This window comes from Dokdonia donghaensis DSW-1, from assembly GCF_001653755.1.
Lineage (GTDB): Bacteria > Bacteroidota > Bacteroidia > Flavobacteriales > Flavobacteriaceae > Dokdonia > Dokdonia donghaensis.
Genome location: NZ_CP015125.1, coordinates 16,457 through 31,858, shown reverse-complemented (window position 1 = coordinate 31,858; position 15,402 = coordinate 16,457). Strand labels below are relative to the sequence as shown.

The following is a 15,402-nucleotide window of genomic DNA, read 5'->3' as shown; positions in this document are numbered from 1 at the left end:
AAATTTGCACTTTGATTGTATTTACGCTCTACTTAGTCTGGGAGTATAATATGCAGCAATTTATTTCGGTAAACGGATTGTCTAATTCTTTTGAGACACGTCTAGACCTTCTGCTGCTTGTCCCTTTATTGCTTGTTTTGGTGAGTATTTCTATCTGGCAATTTGTGAAGAAGTAATTACGCTTTCGCGAAAGCGTAACAGTAACCATAAAAAAACCTCTGCCGAAAAGCAGAGGTTTTTGATTTTTAGAACCACTCCGAGAGTAACTCATAAATATCTATGGCGATTCGCCATTACATCATTCCTGGCATTCCGCCTCCTCCCATAGGTGGCATTGCTGCTGGAGCATCTTCTTTAATGTCTGTAAGTGCACATTCTGTAGTAAGAATCATTCCAGAAACAGAAGCAGCATTTTCTAGTGCTACACGTGTTACTTTCTTAGGATCGATAATTCCAGCTTTAAGCATATCTGTGTACTCACCATTTTTTGCGTTAAAACCAAAGTCTTTCTTTCCTTCTAGTACTTTAGAAATCACAACAGCTCCTTCACCACCAGCATTAGAAACAATCGTTCTAAGTGGAGACTCAATCGCACGGTTTACGATCTGCACACCAGTCTCTTGGTCTGCATTTTCTGTTTTTATTTTGTCAAGAGATTTCTTTGCACGCACAAGAGCAACACCACCACCAGCAACGATACCTTCTTCTACAGCGGCACGAGTTGCGTGTAAAGCGTCATCTACACGGTCTTTTTTCTCTTTCATCTCAACCTCAGAGGCAGCACCTACATAAAGTACAGCAACTCCACCTGCAAGTTTTGCAAGGCGCTCTTGTAGTTTTTCTTTATCATAGTCTGATGTAGTAGTCTCTATTTGAGATTTGATTTGCCCTACGCGAGCTTTAATCATATCTGAATCTCCAGATCCGTTTACAACAGTTGTATTGTCTTTGTCTATAGTTACTGTCTCTGCAGTACCTAGCATATCTAGCGTTGTGTTTTCTAGTGTAAAGCCTCTCTCTTCTGAGATTACAGTACCTCCAGTAAGGATAGCAATATCTTCTAGCATAGCTTTACGACGATCTCCAAAACCTGGTGCTTTTACAGCAGCAATTTTAAGAGCGCCACGCAGTTTGTTTACTACAAGCGTAGCAAGTGCTTCACCATCTACATCTTCTGCAATGATAAGAAGTGGCTTTCCTGTTTGTGCCACTGGCTCAAGTACAGGAAGTAAATCTTTCATATTTGAAATCTTTTTGTCAAATAGTAAGATGTACGGGCTGTCTAGCTCTGCGCTCATTTTCTCACTGTTTGTTACAAAATATGGAGAAAGGAAACCGCGATCAAACTGCATACCTTCTACAACGTCTACATACGTTTCTGTTCCTTTTGCTTCTTCTACAGTGATCACACCTTCTTTACCTACTTTTCCAAAAGCTTCAGCGATAAGTTCTCCTATCACTTCATCATTGTTTGCAGAGATAGATGCTACTTGCTTTATCTTGTCTGAAGAGTTGCCCACTTTTGCAGTTTGCTTTTCTAGATCTGCAACAATAGCTTCTACTGCTTTATCAATACCTCTTTTAAGGTCCATTGGGTTTGCACCAGCAGCTACGTTTTTAAGTCCTTCTGTTACGATAGCTTGTGCAAGTACTGTTGCTGTAGTTGTACCGTCACCAGCAAGGTCATTAGTTTTTGAAGCAACTTCTTTTACCATTTGTGCTCCCATATTTTCAAGAGCATCTTCTAGTTCTATTTCTTTTGCTACAGTAACACCATCCTTTGTTACGTGTGGCGCTCCAAAAGATTTTGAAATAATCACGTTACGACCTTTAGGTCCTAAAGTAACTTTTACTGCGTTTGCAAGTTTATCTACACCACGCTTTAATCCGTCGCGTGCTTCTATATTAAATTGAATGTCTTTTGCCATTTTCTTTTGCTTTCGCGAAAAGCTTTATGCTGTATGCAATAAGCTTTAAGCTGTTATTTTAATTTTTGTTTTAATGAATAAATCTTCTGTTTAATAATGTTCACTTTTGAATTTAGATTTTCAAAATGTTCATCATCTATATATTGAAGATCTTTTGATAGAATAAGTAAGTATTCTGTTTCGCTTGCCGATCCCATTGCTATTGTCAGAAAGCGGTTGAATTCTGCATCACTATCTCTACCACACCCTTCAGCAATATTTGTTGGTATAGAGGCAGATGCTCTTCGTATTTGTGATACAATGCCATAACTTTCATTTTGAGGAAATTCTCTAGAAACAGTATAAATATCTAAAGTAAGTTTGTGGCTTAACTCCCATATATTATACTTTCTAAAATCTCTCATAGCCTAAAGCTTATAGCATATTGCTTATTGCAGTATTATACAATCGCAAGGATATCATCCTCTTTCATAATCATATAATCTGTACCATCAAATTTTAGTTCACTACCTGCATACTTTCCGTATATCACAGTGTCGCCTACTTTAACCGTCATCGTATGATCTTTTGTTCCAGATCCTACAGCAACTACTTTACCTCTTTGTTGTTTTTCTTGTGCGCTATCTGGAATATATAAACCAGATGCTGTTTGAGTTTCTGCTGCTACAGGCTCTATTACAACGCGGTCTGCTAATGGTTGAATTTTAATTGCCATTGGTATTTAATTTAAGTTATAAAGTTTGATTCTAGTTGTAACCTCTGTAAGTTACGCTAGCGTAAGTGGCAGAAATTATGCCAGTGATTATGCACTGACAAAATTGCATAAAACAAAAAAGCCAGCTGTAAAGCTGGCTTTTTATAATATTTTAATAAGAGACTTATTGGTCTTCCCCGTCTGTATCTGGTAAACTTACCGGTGCTGGTGCAGGAGTAGATTGTTCTACAGCATCTGCATCAAATACTTGTGACTCTGCTGTCACAGAACCATCAAAAATAGCTAGGTTACTAGCAAGTATAAGGATAAGTAATATGGTTGCAAGAGCCCACGTTGCTTTGTCTAGAAAGTCTGTAGTTTTTTGCACACCACCCATTTGCTGTGTACCGCCACCTCCAAAAGAAGAAGAAAGTCCGCCACCTTTAGGATTCTGTACCATAATAACCACTACTAGTAAAAATGCTACAATAACGATTAGTGCTAAAAATATATAAAACGTAGTACTCATAATATTTTAATCTTTTTGTTGCTCGAGTTGTTCTACTGCTCGAATTTGGTCTGCAAAGAAACCACTTTTTTCTGGATATTTCAAACTTAAAATGCGGTAAGCTTGTTTTGCTTTTTTAAAGTTTTTTTGCTCTACATAAACACGCGCTAAAGTCTCTGTCATCAACGACTCAGAAGAATATGGAAGTTCTTTAATTATTTTCTTTTTTTCTGGCTGAGCAGGTTTTATAGCACTTATTTTTGGGTTTGTTTCTATAAAAGAATCTATAATTTTGCGCTTTCTTTCTCTACTATCTTCTTCTTTTATAGTAGGTTGAATCTCATCGTTTTCCTCATTTTTAAGTGTCGTAATAACTTCTTTTGTTTTTACAGCTTCTAGTTGAGTTGTTTCATCTTGAGAGCGGTCTATGGGTGTAAAGGTTGAAAGCTGTAACCACTCACTAAAAGAGTGCGCCTCAGACTTAGTAAACGGTAATGGTTTTCCTACTTGGAGCGTCTCTTCGGCTCTCGCTCTTGTCATCTCTGAGTCTACTTTTTCTACAAAGAGATCTGGGTCTAGTATTTTTGAAGCTTTAGCTTGTTCTTCTTCATCAAGTATGGTAGAGACGTCTTCTATATCTGTGATGATAAGATTGCGCAGGGCGGTCTCTTGCTCTTTGATTTGTGCGCTTACGTCATTTTGTAAAAAACGCTCTGAGGTAATGTAGTCAAAAAGCACAGCTCTGTCTGATGTATGACTAGCTGTTTTCTTAAGGGCTTTATTGTAAGCAAAGCTTTCTTGATTTTTTAGTCCTTTGAGATATAAAGCCTGGGCGCTCTGAAAGAATGGGAAGGCATCTATAATATCACGTAAAGTTGCAGTTTCTTCTGCCGTAATTTTATCTGGATGTTCAAGCAGGTATGTGTATTGCTCTGTATTCATTACCAGCGTGCGAGTGATGCGTTAAAAACATCTTGAGTTATACGTTCATAAATCTCGTCTATAGCAGCGTCTAGTACACTACCCACGGGTTGTGCCGTGCCGGTAAAGTCAGAAAAGAAAGAAAACCTACGCTCAAAGTCATACTCACCGTCTGTTTGCGTGTTGTTATAAAAACGCACGTTTATAGTAATGGTTAATCTGTTTTGAGCAGCTGTATTTTCTGAGGTTGAGGCTTGTGGTGCAATGTAGTACTCTACAATCTCACCTTCATAAATAACGTCTGCATTAGTATTTGTTAGCACTAGTGGAGACTGGTTCTGTATGATATCTCTAAGTTGCTCTGTAAACTCACGGTCTATACCGGGTTCTACAATGGCTGCTTCATTTTGAAAAAAGCGAACTTCAAAAGTTTCTTCATTTACAATAGAAACTCCACTTAGAGAGTACACACCACAACTCTGGAAGCCAAGTGCAAATAAGATAATAAGTAAGGTGCTTTTTATAGAATTCATATGTAGATAACGAAGATGCGGTTTAAAAATTGAATGTACAAGCCTAAGGTTATAGATCAAACTGTTTGATTTTTCTATAAAGTGTGCGCTCGCTTATACCTAGTTCTTGTGCGGCAGCCTTGCGTTTTCCTTTGTGACGCTCTAGTGACTTCTTTATAAGTTCCAGCTCCTTGTCGTGTAGCGATAAAGTTTCTTCCTCTTCTATCTCCTCTGCAAAGTGATATGGGTCTACTGCTTGCTCTGTAGGAGGTGGATTAGGAGCTTGTTGTGATTTTTGAGGTATCTGTAATACATCCATCACTTCTTCTACCGTCTCGTAAGAGTCGTCTTGATCATCATTATAAATCTTGTTTATAAGACTTTCATTCTCTTGGCGTACATCTTGCGTGTTGCCATTTTTCATAAGCTCGAGCGTGAGCTTTTTAAGATCATTTAAGTCGGCTTTCATATCAAAAAGCACTTTGTAAAGAATCTCTCGCTCGTTTGAGAAGTCTGACTTTTCTTGTGATTTTACAACCGCAGGAAGTCTAGATCCTGTATCTGGCAAATAGTTTCTTATTGTTGTAGCGTCTACCTCGCGTTTAGTCTCAAGTACAGATATTTGCTCAGCTACGTTGCGTAATTGTCTTATGTTACCACTCCACCTATATTGCACGAGTAGTTGTATAGCCTCATCACTTAGGCGTATGGTAGGCATCTTATACTTCATCGCAAAGTCTGAAGCAAACTTTCTAAACAATAAGTGTATATCGCCTTTGCGCTCTCTTAATGGAGGTAGAGCAATATCTACGGTGCTTAACCTGTAATATAAATCCTCACGAAATTTTCCTTCTTCAATGGCATCAAACATTGCTACGTTTGTTGCAGCGACAATGCGTACATCTGTTTTTTGTGTTTTTGAAGATCCCACTTTTAAGAACTCTCCATTTTCTAAAACTCTTAAAAGACGTACTTGTGTAGGCAGCGGTAATTCTCCTACTTCATCTAGAAAAATCGTGCCTCCATCTGCCTCTTCAAAATAGCCACTTCTAGTGGTGGTAGCTCCAGTAAAAGCTCCCTTCTCGTGGCCAAAAAGCTCACTATCTATCGTTCCTTCTGGAATTGCTCCACAGTTTACGGCGATGTACTTATTGTGTTTTCTATGAGAAAGCGAGTGTATAATGCGTGGGATACTTTCTTTACCTACCCCAGACTCTCCCGTAACAAGTACAGATATATCAGTAGGCGCCACTTGTATTGCTTTTTCGATTGCACGATTAAGCCCAGGATTATCTCCTATAATACCAAATCTTTGTTTTGTGGTTTGTATTCCTTCCATAATTACTTAACTCGTTTGTCGTGTCACAACGCTCGCTTGTGATGGTTGTTTTTACGCTTTCGCGAAAGCGTAATTAAGCCCTTTAAAATGTATTAGTCTACATTGTTATACCAGTAATCTGCATACCCAACAGCCTCTCCTATTAGCGTTCCAGTAGTGCACTCATTTACTTTTACGTTTACAAAATCACCTACTTTATAATCACCTTTAGGGAAAACGGCAACTACGTTTTGGTCATTGCGACCGCTCCACTCGTCTTTATTCTTTTTAGACTCTTTTTCTATTAATACCTCTATGATTTGATCTTGATATCTTAATAGATTTTTTCTTGAGATCTCACGCTGTAAGTCTATGACGTCTTGCAATCTTCTTTTCTTAATTTCTAGAGGAATGTCATCTTCCATTTTACGTTCCGCAAGGGTTCCAGGGCGTTCAGAATAATAAAACATAAAACCGTAGTCATACTTTACGTAGTCTATAAGATCTAGTGTGCCTTGATGATCTTCTTCGGTCTCTGTGGGGAAACCTGTTATCATATCTTGACTTATACCAATGTCTGGAATAAGATTTTTAATGTTGTCTATAAGCGTTTTATACTCGGCTACCGTATGCTGGCGGTTCATAAGCTTGAGTATTCTGTCACTTCCAGATTGCACGGGTAGGTGTATGTAGTTACAGATGTTTTTATGGCTCGCCATTACTTCTATAACATCTAACGTCATATCTTGAGGGTTTGAGGTAGAGAAGCGTATTCTCATTTTGGGTTGTGCCTTTGCCACCATATCCATAAGTTGTGCAAAGTTTACCGCAGTAGCCTTTGCCATCTCGCTGGCTTTGTCAAAATCTTTTTTGAGGCCGCCGCCATACCATAGGTAAGAGTCTACGTTTTGACCTAGTAGGGTAATTTCTTTAAAACCTCTATTTGCTAGGTCTTCTACTTCTTCTAGTATAGATTGCGGGTCACGGCTGCGCTCACGCCCTCTTGTAAATGGAACCACACAAAATGTGCACATATTATCACAACCACGTGTGATAGATACAAAAGCGGTAACTCCGTTAGTTTGTAATCGCACCGGTGAGATATCACCATACGTCTCTTCTTTAGAAAGAATAACGTTTACAGCATCACGCCCTTCTTCTACCTCACTTAGTAGGTTAGGAATGTCTTTATAGGCATCTGGACCTACAACGAGATCTACAATTTTTTCTTCTTCAAGAAATTTGCTTTTAAGACGCTCTGCCATACAGCCTAGCACGCCCACCTTCATTGTAGGGTTTTGTTTGCGCTTTACAGCTTGGTATTTTTCGAGTCGCTTTCTTACAGTAACCTCTGCCTTCTCACGTATAGAACACGTGTTTACAAGCACTAGGTCTGCTTCCTCAAGATTTTGAGTGGTGTTATATCCTTCATTTGCAAGTATAGAAGCCACCACTTCACTATCTGCAAAGTTCATCTGGCAACCGTAACTTTCAATAAAAAGTTTTTTACTGTTCTCGAGTTTTCGCTCTAGTGTAAGCGCTTCCCCTTGTTTATGCTCGTCTATTATTTTTTCCATCTGCTTAATCGTCCTGAATACGTTGTCAAGGATTATGCAAAGATACAGTTAATAAAGAATTGTGACAAAGTGGCAGGCGCTTAGAATTGACATAAATTCTCGTAATTTGTAGCAAAAATTAAAAATTGCAATTCAAGCTACTCCCTATTTTAGTTTGTATACTCACACATCAGGCTTGGTCTCAAAGTGTCGAGCCTGCTTCTAAGCAGCGGTATACACAAGAGTTTTCTGTACAACACGATAATGACTTTCTTTTTGCAATAGACCGTTATTATACCGCGGGAAGCTTTTTAGGGTATAGTAGAAAGTTAGAACAGGATTTTATTTTTAAAAATACGAAAGAGTCACCATTACAGTATGATATCATAATAGGTCAAGAGACCTATACACCACGTGAGCTATTTGTAGAAAACTTTGACAGCTTAGAGCGACCTTATGCGGGTTATTTATTTGCAAGGTTTAATCTTGCAAAAGCACAGAAAAATAGCTTGTATGTTGTGGGTCTTGAGGTAGGTCTTGCTGGAGAGCAATCTGGAGCGCGTACCTTACAACTCAATTATCACAGGCTTATAGGAGCATTTATGCCCGTATGGTCTGGCCAGATTGCAAATAGTACACACATAAATATTTATGGAAGTTATGTAAAGGACTATGAGCTGCCTAATTCTAATCTGTTTAAAAACGCTGCGCTACAATCTTCTGTGACTATAGGTTCAAGAAGAATTTATGCACGTCAGGAAGCACTTTTATACATAGGTGATAGGGCGCAAGTGAGCACCTCTTCTGCATATGGCCAAGTAGGAAACACCACAGAATTTTATGGTGTAGGCGGAGTAGGAGTTGAGTATGTAGTGCTTAACGCACTTATAGAAGGTAACCCACTAGGTGATGGTTCTCCTTTTACCTTACCTGCAGTGCCAGTAGTTTTTTCTTTTAAGGCGGGAGGTGTCTATCGAGCGCATCGCAACACCTACCGTATGATCTATAAATTTAGAACCAAAGAAACCAAAAGAGAGGGAAGAAGTCAGTACGTAACCTTTGAGTTTGCCAGACGATTTTAAATTCCCTTATTTTAGGGCGCTTATCTCTATAAGTATAAACCAGTATTATTTATGACCCACACAGACTTACTCACCAAAATAAAAAATGCACCACACGTAGATTTTGGTAATCTCTTTGGAGAATCTATCAACCTCTTTCAAAAAGTGTTTTTACAAGGGTTGCTCTTGCAGGTATTAACCGTAGCCATTTCTTACGGGATATCTATGCTTGTTATGTTGCCTTTTAGTCTAGGTGGCGCATTTATAGATTATAATGATATCAATAGTTATAGTGATGAGGAAGTAGGCATCGTGGCAATTATCACAATGTTTTTTTTATACCTAATAATTACCGTTGTAATGGCGGTGGTAAACTTTGCATTGCAAGCCGCGTTTTATAGAATTGTACGTATGAAAGATAGAAACAAGCGCAGCGAGCTGGGTGTAGGTTTTGGGATGTTTATAAAAAAACAGCATATAAAAAAGGTACTCATCTTGTCTATGGCTCAAATAGGCATTGCCGTGGTAGCGATGTTATTTTTTATTCTCCCCTTGTTTTTTGTGCTTGTGCCGTTGCAATTTGCCGTTATCATATTTGCCTTTAACCCAGAATTCTCTGTAAACGATATTTTAAAAGCTGCTTTTACTCTTGGAACAAAAAAGTGGGGAATCACCTTTGGGGCTTGTCTTGTTATAGGTTTTCTTGCGCTTGTAGTAGGGGTGATGGCTTGTTTTGTCGGGGTTTATGCAACGATTTCAATTGTATACCTGCCGGCTTACTTGGTATATAAGGAAGTGGTAGGCTTTACCGAAGATGAAGACCTCATTGCTCAGATAGGTGTGTAGTGTGAGTGCGCTTTCGCGAAAGCGTAATAAGCCCCATTAACCCACAATTTATAAGGCTTTCAAAATGCATTTATTACAGAAATAACGGCCTTGCGGATTGCGATATAAATAAAACATCTACTTTTGTAATCTGAAAAAATAAAATGTATGGCAAAGAATCTCGTCATTGTGGAGTCACCTGCAAAGGCTAAAACGATAGAAAAATTTCTAGGCTCAGACTATAAAGTTGAGAGTAGTTTTGGACACATTGCAGACCTTCCCTCTAAGGAGTTAGGTGTTGATGTAGATGGAGATTTTACTCCAAAATATAAAGTCTCAGACGATAAGAAAAAGGTGGTGAGAAATCTTAAGTCTCTTGCAAATAAAGCAGAGATGGTGTGGCTCGCTAGTGATGAGGATCGCGAGGGAGAGGCTATAGCCTGGCACTTAGAACAAGAGCTTGGGTTAACACCAGACCGTACAAAACGTATTGTTTTTCACGAGATTACAAAGACGGCTATATTAAGAGCTATTGAGAACCCTCGTAAGATTGATTATGATCTTGTAAATGCACAACAAGCGCGTAGAGTGCTTGATAGATTAGTGGGGTATGAGCTCTCTCCAGTATTATGGAGAAAGGTAAAAGGAGGTCTTTCGGCCGGACGTGTACAATCTGTTTCAGTAAGACTTATTGTAGAGCGCGAGCGTGAGGTTTTAGGTTTTGAGCCTAAAGCATCGTATAGAGTAGATGCAGAGTTTACTACGCAAGATGGAAAGTCTTTTAAAGCAAAACTTCCTAAAAATATAACTACCAAAAAACAGGCAAAGGCTTTTCTTGAGAAAAACCTTAGTGCTACTTTTAAAGTAGATGCGCTTACTAAGAAGCCAGCAAAAAAATCACCAGCACCACCATTTACAACCTCTACCTTACAACAGGAAGCAAGTAGAAAACTGTACTTCTCTGTAAGTAAAACGATGACGATGGCACAGCGACTCTATGAAGCTGGGCATATTACATATATGAGAACAGATAGTGTAAACCTATCTAAAGATGCAAAGGCTGGAGCAGAGGCAGAGATTGTAGCTGCTTATGGTAAGGAGTTTCATAAAGAACGTAATTATAAAGGCAAGTCTAAGGGAGCACAAGAGGCTCACGAGGCGATACGTCCTACAGATTTCTCAAAGCATTCTGTAAATATGGATCGCGACCAGATACGTCTTTATGAACTTATCTGGAAACGTGCCATTGCTTCACAAATGAGCGAAGCACAACTAGAGCGCACAAATGTGCAAATAGCTTCTAGTGCAGGTACAGATAATTTTACAGCAAATGGGGAGATCTTAAAGTTTGAAGGTTTCTTAAAAGTATACCTAGAAGGTAGTGATGATGAAGATGTAGAAGAAACAGGTTTACTTCCTGATCTTAAAACAGGAGAGGCGCTACTTAATAAATACATTACCGCTACAGAGCGTTTTACAAGACCACCATACCGTTATACAGAAGCTTCTCTAGTAAAGAAACTTGAAGAGCTAGGTATAGGACGTCCATCTACATATGCACCTACTATTACGACTATCCAAAATCGTAAGTATGTAGAAAAAGGTACTGTAGAAGGGAAGGAGCGATCTTATGATGTGCTTAGTCTTGAAAACAACGAGATAAAAGATAGAACTCTTACAGAAACTGTAGGGTCAGATAAAGGAAAACTAGTTCCTACAGATGTAGGGATGGTCGTAAACGACTTCTTGGTTCAGCATTTTGAAAACATTCTTGATTATAACTTTACTGCAAAGGTCGAAGCAGATTTTGACGACATAGCAGAAGGAAAGCAGGAGTGGACAAAGATGATGAAGGATTTTTACAAAGATTTTCATCCTCACGTAAAAGATGTAGAAAAAAATGCAGAGCGTGAAGTAGGAGAGCGCATATTAGGAGAAGATCCAGCTACCGGTAAACCGGTAAGTGTACGTCTAGGTAAATTTGGTCCTATGGTGCAAATAGGTTCTGTAGAAGATGAAGAGAAGCCTCGATTTGCAAGTCTAGGTCCAGACCAAACGCTAAGCAACATCACCTATGAGCAGGCAATGGATCTCTTTAAATTACCTAAAGATTTAGGTATGTTTGAAGAAGAAGAGGTGTCTGTAAATAATGGTCGTTTTGGACCGTATGTTAAGTTTGGAAAAACATTTGTATCACTACCTAAAGGACGTGATCCAATGGATGTAGATCTAGATGAAGCTATAGTGTACATCAAAGAAAAACAAAAGGCAGACGCTCCTATATATATGTATGAGGATCTTCCGGTTCAAAAAGGTACAGGTCGTTTTGGTCCATACATAAAATGGAACGGAATGTTTATAAACGTAAACAAGAAGTACGATTTTGATAACCTCTCTGATGAGGATATTGTAGAGCTTATAGAAGTCAAAAAGCAAAAGGAGATAGATAAAGTACTTCAAGATTTTCCAGAAGAAGGAATACGTGTAGAAAAAGCACGCTGGGGACGTTCTAATATCATAAAAGGTAAGCTCAAAATAGAGCTTAGTAAAGATATAGATGCTGCTGCTTTAAGTCTTGATGAGATAAAAGACTACATCGAGAAAAAAGCTCCAAAAAAGAAGGCTGCCAAAAAGAAGGCGCCAGCAAAAAAGAAAGCTCCGGCTAAGAAAAAAACCACAGCAAAAAAGAAATAACATATGGCATTTGAGGTGCTCCTCCCTATTCCAGATCTTGCGCTTGCACATATACAGCTGCAGCATCACCAGTCACTAGGTAATAACATAAGGCTGCACAGCGAGCAAGAAGGACTGCCAGAATTAGAAGGGGTACGCATAGCTATAGTTTGCTTACGCGAAAAAAGAAGAGACCCCAATAATCTTTCAGACGGGCTCTCTTTTACCGAAGTGCGCCGAACATTTTATGAACTGTTTCCCGGAAACTGGCACACTACCATTGCAGATCTAGGAGATATAGACGCTGGTGCATCTGTAGATGATACATACTTTGCCATACGCACTCTCAACGAGTCTTTGTTTAAAAAAGATATCATACCTATTTATATAGGAGGAAGTCAAGATCTTGTGTATCCTATTTATCGTTCTTACGATAAGCTAGATCAAATGGTTAATATCGTTAATGTTGATAGTCGTTTTGACCTAGGAGACGCAAGTCAGCCTATAAACAACAAGTCTTACGTAGGTAAAATCATAGTCACAGAGCCTTATAATTTATTTAATTACTCAAATATTGGGTATCAAACTTATTTTAATCCTCAAGAGGAAATAGATTTGATGGATAAGTTGTATTTTGACTCCTATAGACTAGGTAATGTTTCGGCAGCGATGAATATTACAGAGCCTGTTATGCGTGATGCAGATCTTGTTGCTATAGATCTTAATGCGATACGTAGTAGTGAGTTGAGTACTAGGCATAATAAAATGCCTAATGGTTTTGATGGGAAAGAGATTTGTACCATTGCAAGATATGCAGGGATTAGTGACCGTGTAAGTTCTTTTGGGATTTTTGAATACCACAATGATGTCCAAGAAGAAAAGGCTGCTATGCTAGTTGCACAGATGATGTGGTACTTTATTGAGGGTGTGAATTTTCGCGCAAGCGAAAATATGGATATAGAAAAAGGTAATTTTCTTACCTACCAAGTACCCATTGAAGATGAGGTGCTTACATTTTATAAGAGTGAAAAAACAGCTCGCTGGTGGATTGAAATTCCATTTATTATGGGCTTGAATAATAAATTAAAAAGGCACACGTTATTACCTTGCACGTACCAAGATTATCTGGATGCTTGTAACCAAAATATCCCCGAAAGATGGTTTAAAGCGAGAAAGAAAAACGAGGTTTGATTGTGTGTTTCAACGATGAAAAGATTATTTTTGGCGAATAAATTGTTTATTTCAAATAAAATAAATAGGTTTACGCCCTTAACTTAGAATACTTAACCTAATATCCTATGAAAAAGTATATTGCATTTATTGCGATAGTAGCTTTGCTGTCTAGTTGTGGCAAAGGCGATCGTGGAGAACTCGTTGGTGCCAAAGGCAAGCGATGGAATCCCGAAAAACCATTTGGTATGACTCTCGTTTCTGGAGGGGCATATATAATGGGTAAAAGTGATGATGACTTTGCTGCGGTAAATGATGCTCCTACTAAAACTGTTACGGTTCGTTCTTTTTATATGGATGAAACAGAAATCACAAACGCCGAATATAGACAGTTTGTAGAGTGGGTAAAAGATTCTACTGTACGTACTAAACTTGCTATACTGGCAGATGAGCTAGGGGAAACTCCAGGAAGTGGTGGTATAGGTGACTTTGCATTTAATGATGCAGATCCTGCAAATATGACTCCGTACGAGCAATATATGTACGATAACTATTATGGCTTAGGTGAGACTGGATTTGAAGGACGTAAACTTAATAAGGATATAGATATCATATGGGATACAGACCAGTATCCAGATGAGTACTATGCAGAGGTGATGGATACAATGTACATCCCACTAGAAGAAGCTTATAATGGACAGCGCACCATAGACGTAGATAAGCTTAACTTCCGTTATACATATTTAGATATACAAGCTGCCGCAAAAAAGAACGGTGGCCGTCGTAAAGATCATATTAAGACAGAGGTGGTTCCGGTTTACCCTGATACGACTGTATGGATTAAGGATTTTGCATACTCGTATAATGAGCCTATGCATAATGATTACTTCTGGCACGATGCTTATGGTGAGTACCCTGTTGTAGGTGTTACCTGGATGCAAGCAAAAGCTTTTTGTGAGTGGAGAACAATGTATAAGAATTCTTACCAAAAATCAAAAAAGAGACAATTTGTAAATCGTTTTAGACTTCCAGGTGAAGCAGAGTGGGAATATGCTGCTCGTGGCGGACTGGAAAGTGGTGATTACCCTTGGGGTGGGCCGTATGCAAAAAACGATAGAGGATGTTTCCTTGCAAACTTTAAACCTTTAAGAGGAGATTATGGTGCAGACCAAGCATTATATACTGTAGAAGCAGATGCTTACGAACCTAACGACTATAACCTGTACAATATGGCAGGTAACGTGTCTGAGTGGGTAGCTTCTTCTTATGATCCAGCTTCTTATGAATATATGTCTACTATTAACCCTAACGTAAACGATAAGGATAACCGTCGTAAAGTTATACGTGGTGGTTCTTGGAAAGACGTTGCTTACTTCCTACAGGTAAGCTCACGTGATTATGAGTATCAAGACTCTGCACGTAGTTATATCGGTTTTAGAACCGTACAGGATTTTATGGGAATTGATGAGAAAATCAACCTTAGAAAACCGAAGAAATAACTAATATTATTTACCCAAATTATATTATTCAATTACTTAACTAAATTAACTTAACTAAACTAAAAAATTTTATTAGTCATGGCAAAATCTAAAACTGGAAAGAAATTAATGAATATGGTCTACGGACTAGGAGCAGCAGTTGTAATTATTGGTGCTTTATTTAAAATTATGCACTGGCCTTTTGGAAACGAGATGCTTATTGTAGGTCTTGTTACAGAGGCAATAGTATTCGCAATTTCTGCATTTGAACCAGTAGATGACGAACTTGATTGGGCTCTAGTATATCCAGAACTAGCAGGCGGAGCAGGTGGATCTAAGAAAAAAGCTGCAGCTCCTGTAGATGCAGAAGTACAATTATCTAAAAAACTAGACGATATGCTTAAAGAGGCAAAAATTGACGGTGAGTTGATGAGCAGCTTAGGAAATAGCATTCGTAATTTTGAAGGTGCAGCAAAAGGAATTGCTCCTACTACAGATGCAATGGCCTCGACAAAAAAATACTCTGAAGAGATGGCACTTGCTGCTGCTCAAATGGAATCTTTAAATAGCCTTTATAAGGTGCAGGTTGAGTCTTCTAGCCGTCAGGCAGAAATCAATGAGCAAGTGACTGCAAATGCAGGAAAACTCAAAGAGCAAATGGAAAGTCTTGCAACAAACCTTTCTTCACTGAATGGTGTTTATGGAGGAATGCTTTCTGCTATGAATAAAAACTAATTCTAGTTGTTTTTACAATTAAC

General features: G+C 38.6%; 15 protein-coding genes. 7 read left to right on the top strand and 8 right to left on the bottom strand.

Going from position 1 to position 15,402, the window contains the following annotated elements; translation table 11 throughout:
• Positions 1 to 11 precede the first annotated feature (11 nt).
• Positions 12 to 176: a hypothetical protein gene (locus I597_RS00160; protein WP_157496168.1), complete on the top strand. Its 165-nt coding sequence runs from the start codon at positions 12 to 14 to the stop codon at positions 174 to 176.
• 117 nt (positions 177 to 293) lie between these two features.
• Here the strand turns inward: I597_RS00160 and groL are convergent, their stop codons facing one another.
• From groL to miaB, 8 genes are all read right to left on the bottom strand, one after another.
• Positions 294 to 1,928 (bottom strand): chaperonin GroEL, encoded by a 1,635-nt coding sequence (gene groL / locus I597_RS00155; protein ID WP_021778235.1) that lies wholly within the window; start codon positions 1,926 to 1,928, stop codon positions 294 to 296.
• A gap of 53 nt (positions 1,929 to 1,981) precedes the next feature.
• Positions 1,982 to 2,332 carry a four helix bundle protein gene (locus I597_RS00150; RefSeq protein WP_035325412.1) on the bottom strand — a complete coding sequence of 117 codons (351 nt, stop codon included), beginning with the start codon at positions 2,330 to 2,332 and terminating at the stop codon, positions 1,982 to 1,984.
• 35 nt (positions 2,333 to 2,367) lie between these two features.
• Positions 2,368 to 2,643, bottom strand: a complete 276-nt coding sequence (locus tag I597_RS00145) for a co-chaperone GroES (protein WP_035325411.1) — start codon at positions 2,641 to 2,643, stop codon at positions 2,368 to 2,370.
• A gap of 163 nt (positions 2,644 to 2,806) precedes the next feature.
• The gene (gene secG / locus I597_RS00140) at positions 2,807 to 3,151 is read right to left on the bottom strand and encodes a preprotein translocase subunit SecG (RefSeq protein WP_035325410.1); all 345 of its coding nucleotides are present in this window, start codon (positions 3,149 to 3,151) and stop codon (positions 2,807 to 2,809) included.
• Between the two features lie 6 nt (positions 3,152 to 3,157).
• On the bottom strand, positions 3,158 to 4,072 hold the full coding sequence (locus I597_RS00135; protein ID WP_035325409.1) for a hypothetical protein: 915 nt from the start codon (positions 4,070 to 4,072) through the stop codon (positions 3,158 to 3,160).
• On the bottom strand, positions 4,072 to 4,584 hold the full coding sequence (locus I597_RS00130; RefSeq protein ID WP_021778239.1) for an LptE family protein: 513 nt from the start codon (positions 4,582 to 4,584) through the stop codon (positions 4,072 to 4,074). Before I597_RS00130 ends, I597_RS00135 begins: the two co-directional genes overlap by 1 nt.
• A 49-nt stretch (positions 4,585 to 4,633) precedes the next feature.
• On the bottom strand, positions 4,634 to 5,902 hold the full coding sequence (locus tag I597_RS00125; protein WP_035325408.1) for a sigma-54 interaction domain-containing protein: 1,269 nt from the start codon (positions 5,900 to 5,902) through the stop codon (positions 4,634 to 4,636).
• A gap of 92 nt (positions 5,903 to 5,994) precedes the next feature.
• Positions 5,995 to 7,458: a tRNA (N6-isopentenyl adenosine(37)-C2)-methylthiotransferase MiaB gene (gene miaB / locus I597_RS00120; RefSeq protein ID WP_035325407.1), complete on the bottom strand. Its 1,464-nt coding sequence runs from the start codon at positions 7,456 to 7,458 to the stop codon at positions 5,995 to 5,997.
• Between the two features lie 125 nt (positions 7,459 to 7,583).
• Between miaB and I597_RS00115 the strand changes: the two genes are divergently transcribed.
• The 6 genes from I597_RS00115 (at position 7,584) to porL (ending at position 15,379) form a co-directional block, all read left to right on the top strand.
• Positions 7,584 to 8,519 carry a lipid A-modifier LpxR family protein gene (locus I597_RS00115; protein WP_035325405.1) on the top strand — a complete coding sequence of 312 codons (936 nt, stop codon included), beginning with the start codon at positions 7,584 to 7,586 and terminating at the stop codon, positions 8,517 to 8,519.
• 51 nt (positions 8,520 to 8,570) lie between these two features.
• Positions 8,571 to 9,344 carry a hypothetical protein gene (locus I597_RS00110; RefSeq protein ID WP_035325403.1) on the top strand — a complete coding sequence of 258 codons (774 nt, stop codon included), beginning with the start codon at positions 8,571 to 8,573 and terminating at the stop codon, positions 9,342 to 9,344.
• A gap of 147 nt (positions 9,345 to 9,491) precedes the next feature.
• Positions 9,492 to 12,017 carry a type I DNA topoisomerase gene (gene topA / locus I597_RS00105; RefSeq protein ID WP_035325402.1) on the top strand — a complete coding sequence of 842 codons (2,526 nt, stop codon included), beginning with the start codon at positions 9,492 to 9,494 and terminating at the stop codon, positions 12,015 to 12,017.
• Between the two features lie 3 nt (positions 12,018 to 12,020).
• On the top strand, positions 12,021 to 13,187 hold the full coding sequence (locus I597_RS00100; RefSeq protein WP_035325401.1) for a formimidoylglutamase: 1,167 nt from the start codon (positions 12,021 to 12,023) through the stop codon (positions 13,185 to 13,187).
• Positions 13,188 to 13,294: 107 nt separating this feature from the next.
• Complete coding sequence (gene porK, locus I597_RS00095; RefSeq protein WP_035325400.1) at positions 13,295 to 14,665, top strand: T9SS ring complex lipoprotein PorK/GldK; 1,371 nt, start codon at positions 13,295 to 13,297, stop codon at positions 14,663 to 14,665.
• A gap of 78 nt (positions 14,666 to 14,743) precedes the next feature.
• A complete protein-coding gene (gene porL, locus I597_RS00090; RefSeq protein ID WP_035325399.1) occupies positions 14,744 to 15,379 on the top strand; it encodes a type IX secretion system motor protein PorL/GldL in 636 nt (211 codons plus the stop codon).
• Positions 15,380 to 15,402: the final 23 nt, after the last annotated feature.

Excerpts from the sequence above, each read along its gene's own strand:
- groL (WP_021778235.1), bottom strand. The coding sequence starts at position 1,928 with ATGGCAAAAGACATTCAATTTAATATAGAAGCACGCGACGGATTAAAG.
- I597_RS00150 (WP_035325412.1), bottom strand. The coding sequence starts at position 2,332 with ATGAGAGATTTTAGAAAGTATAATATATGGGAGTTAAGCCACAAACTT.
- I597_RS00145 (WP_035325411.1), bottom strand. The coding sequence starts at position 2,643 with ATGGCAATTAAAATTCAACCATTAGCAGACCGCGTTGTAATAGAGCCT.
- secG (WP_035325410.1), bottom strand. The coding sequence starts at position 3,151 with ATGAGTACTACGTTTTATATATTTTTAGCACTAATCGTTATTGTAGCA.
- I597_RS00135 (WP_035325409.1), bottom strand. The coding sequence starts at position 4,072 with ATGAATACAGAGCAATACACATACCTGCTTGAACATCCAGATAAAATT.
- I597_RS00130 (WP_021778239.1), bottom strand. The coding sequence starts at position 4,584 with ATGAATTCTATAAAAAGCACCTTACTTATTATCTTATTTGCACTTGGC.
- I597_RS00125 (WP_035325408.1), bottom strand. The coding sequence starts at position 5,902 with ATGGAAGGAATACAAACCACAAAACAAAGATTTGGTATTATAGGAGAT.
- miaB (WP_035325407.1), bottom strand. The coding sequence starts at position 7,458 with ATGGAAAAAATAATAGACGAGCATAAACAAGGGGAAGCGCTTACACTA.
- I597_RS00110 (WP_035325403.1), top strand. The coding sequence starts at position 8,571 with ATGACCCACACAGACTTACTCACCAAAATAAAAAATGCACCACACGTA.
- topA (WP_035325402.1), top strand. The coding sequence starts at position 9,492 with ATGGCAAAGAATCTCGTCATTGTGGAGTCACCTGCAAAGGCTAAAACG.
- I597_RS00100 (WP_035325401.1), top strand. The coding sequence starts at position 12,021 with ATGGCATTTGAGGTGCTCCTCCCTATTCCAGATCTTGCGCTTGCACAT.
- porK (WP_035325400.1), top strand. The coding sequence starts at position 13,295 with ATGAAAAAGTATATTGCATTTATTGCGATAGTAGCTTTGCTGTCTAGT.
- porL (WP_035325399.1), top strand. The coding sequence starts at position 14,744 with ATGGCAAAATCTAAAACTGGAAAGAAATTAATGAATATGGTCTACGGA.